This window comes from Bradyrhizobium sp. AUGA SZCCT0105, assembly GCF_018129565.1.
Classification (GTDB): Bacteria; Pseudomonadota; Alphaproteobacteria; order Rhizobiales; family Xanthobacteraceae; genus Bradyrhizobium.
In genome coordinates, this window is the sequence record NZ_JAFCMK010000026.1 from 1 (window position 1) to 2919 (window position 2919).

3 protein-coding genes are annotated in these 2919 nt (G+C 66.3%); all 3 read right to left on the bottom strand.

Annotated features, from left to right (window positions below; translation table 11 throughout):
- Window positions 1-25 precede the first annotated feature (25 nt).
- Window positions 26-1423 (bottom strand): NAD(P)(+) transhydrogenase (Re/Si-specific) subunit beta, encoded by a 1398-nt coding sequence (locus JQ573_RS39980; RefSeq protein ID WP_092116272.1) that lies wholly within the window; start codon window positions 1421-1423, stop codon window positions 26-28.
- Between the two features lie 43 nt (window positions 1424-1466).
- Window positions 1467-1784 (bottom strand): proton-translocating transhydrogenase family protein, encoded by a 318-nt coding sequence (locus tag JQ573_RS39985; RefSeq protein ID WP_016841609.1) that lies wholly within the window; start codon window positions 1782-1784, stop codon window positions 1467-1469.
- 11 nt (window positions 1785-1795) lie between these two features.
- Window positions 1796-2919: Re/Si-specific NAD(P)(+) transhydrogenase subunit alpha (locus JQ573_RS39990; protein WP_212408820.1), on the bottom strand; the 1124-nt coding region annotated here is incomplete at its 5' end.

Genomic DNA, 2919 nt, shown 5'->3' on the forward strand with positions numbered 1-2919 from the left:
GGTTCAGCGCCATTGGCCGCCAGCCTTACATCGCCTTGACGATGTTCTCGGTGACCTTCTTGGCGTCGCCGAGCAGCATCATGGTGTTGTCGCGGTAGAACAGCGGGTTGTCGATGCCGGCATAGCCCGACGCCAGCGAGCGCTTGATGAACATCACGGTGCCGGCCTTCCAGACCTGCAGCACCGGCATGCCGTAGATCGGCGAGGTCTTGTCCTCTTCGGCGGCAGGGTTGGTGACGTCGTTGGCGCCGATCACGAACGCGATGTCAGCCTGGGCGAACTCCGAGTTGATGTCCTCGAGCTCGAACACCTCGTCATAGGGCACGTTGGCTTCGGCCAGCAGCACGTTCATGTGGCCGGGCATGCGGCCCGCCACCGGGTGAATGGCGTACTTCACCTCGACGCCTTCCTTCTTCAGGATATCGCCCATCTCGCGCAGCGCGTGCTGGGCCTGCGCCACCGCCATGCCGTAGCCGGGCACGATGATGACCTTGGAGGCGTTCTTCATGATGAAGGCGGCATCGTCAGCCGATCCGAGCTTGGCGGGCTTCTGCTCACCGGAGCCGCCGCCAGCCGCCGCGGTCTCGCCGCCGAAGCCGCCGAGGATCACCGAGATGAACGAGCGGTTCATCGCGTGGCACATGATGTAGGACAGGATCGCACCCGACGAGCCGACCAGCGCGCCGGTGATGATCAGCGCCGAGTTGCCGAGCGTGAAGCCGATGCCGGCCGCGGCCCAGCCGGAGTACGAGTTCAGCATCGAGATCACGACCGGCATGTCGGCGCCGCCGATCGGGATGATCATCAAGACGCCGAGCGCCAGCGCGATGATGGTGATCAGCCAGAAGTCGAGCGCGCTGCCGCTCATCACCAGGCCGACGATGAAGAACACCAGCGCCAGGGCGAGGACGATGTTGATGACGTGGCGGAACGGCAGGATGATCGGCGCGCCGCTCATCCGGGCCGACAGCTTCAGGAACGCGATCACCGAGCCGGTGAAGGTCAAGGCGCCGATCGCAACGCCGAGCGACATCTCGACCAGGCTCTGCGGATGGATGTTGCCGGGCGTGCCGATGTCGAAGGCTTCGGGCGCGTAGAACGCACCGGCGGCGACCAGCACCGCGGCCATGCCGACCAGCGAGTGGAACGCGGCGACGAGCTCCGGCATCGAGGTCATCGGCACCCGGCGCGCGATGACAGCGCCGATGCTGCCGCCGATCGCGATCGCGACGATGACCAGGAGCCAGGCGACGCCGTCGGCCGGCGGATGGCTCGCCAGCGTGGTGGCGACCGCGATCGCCATGCCGATCATGCCGAAGAAATTGCCCTGGCGCGACGATGCCGGGCTCGACAGGCCGCGCAGCGACAGGATGAACAGCACCCCCGCCACGAGATACAGAACAGCAGCCAGATTGGCGTTCATCTCAGGTCCCCCTTTGTCTTCGTCACCCCGAGGTGCACGCCGCTCACTTGGCTTTCTTCTTGTACATCGCCAGCATGCGCTGGGTGACCAGGAAGCCGCCGAAGATGTTCACGCAGGCGAAGATCAGCGCCACGAAGCCGAAGCCGCGGGCCCAGCCCGAACCGCTCGACACCATGCCGACGCCGACCGCGAGCAGCGCGCCGACCACGATCACCGACGAGATCGCGTTGGTCACGCTCATCAGCGGGGTATGCAGCGCAGGGGTCACCGACCACACCACGAAGTAGCCGACGAACACGGCAAGAACGAAGATCGACAGCCGGAACACGAACGGATCGACGGCCTGCGCGAGATGCTCCATGGCTTCTCTCCTTACTTCGGCTGGAAGTTGGGATGGATGACGGCGCCGTCCCTGGTCAGCGCGGTGGCCTTCACCAGCTCGTCGTCCCAATTGACCGCGAGCGCCTTGCTGGCCTTGTCGACCATGGTCTCGATGAACGAGAACAGGTTGCGCGCGTAGAGGCTCGAGGCCGACGCGGCGACGCGGCCGGCGACGTTGGTGTAGCCGACGATCTTGATGCCGTCGGTCTCGACCACCTCGCCGGGCCTCGCGCCCTCGACATTGCCGCCGCGCTCGACCGCGAGATCGACCAGCACGGAGCCGGGCTTCATCGACTTCACCATCTCGCCGCTGACGAGCTTCGGCGCCGGACGGCCCGGGATCAGCGCGGTGGTGATCACGATGTCCTGCTTCTTGATGTGCTCGGCGGTCAGCGCGGCCTGCTTGGCCTGATACTCCTTGGACATCTCCTTGGCGTAGCCGCCGGCGGTCTGCGCGTTCTTGAACTCCTCGTCCTCGACGGCGAGGAATTTGGCGCCCAAGCTCTCCACCTGCTCCTTGGTGGCGGGACGCACGTCGGTCGCGGTGACGACGGCCCCAAGCCGGCGCGCGGTCGCGATCGCCTGCAGGCCGGCGACGCCGACCCCCATCACGAACACTTTGGCGGCCGGAATGGTGCCGGCCGCGGTCATCATCATCGGGAAGGCCCGGCCAAACGCTTCGGCGCCCTCGATCACCGCGCGGTAGCCGGCGAGGTTGGCCTGCGAGGACAGCACGTCCATCACCTGGGCGCGGGTGATGCGCGGCATCAGCTCCATCGCAAACGCCGACACGCCGGCATCGGCCATCGCCTTCAGCGCGGCCTCGTTGCCATAGGGATCCATGATCGCGATCACCAGCGCGCCGCGCTTGTACTTCGCGAGCTCCGAGGCTTCGGGCCGCTTCACCTTGATGATGATGTCGGCATCCTTGAGCGCATCGGCGCTGACGGTGGCGCCGGCCGCGACAAGCTCCGAATCGGGCAGCCCCGATTTGACGCCCGCGCCCGGCTCAACGGCGACCTCGGCGCCCAGCGCCTTGAACTTCTTGATGGTATCGGGCGAAACCGCAACCCGCGGCTCGGACGCATCGATTTCCTTGGCAACGGCGATCTTCA

Bases quoted from the DNA above. Each gene is read 5' to 3' on its own strand.
- JQ573_RS39985 (WP_016841609.1), bottom strand. From the start codon at position 1,784: ATGGAGCATCTCGCGCAGGCCGTCGATCCGTTCGTGTTCCGGCTGTCG.
- JQ573_RS39980 (WP_092116272.1), bottom strand. From the start codon at position 1,423: ATGAACGCCAATCTGGCTGCTGTTCTGTATCTCGTGGCGGGGGTGCTG.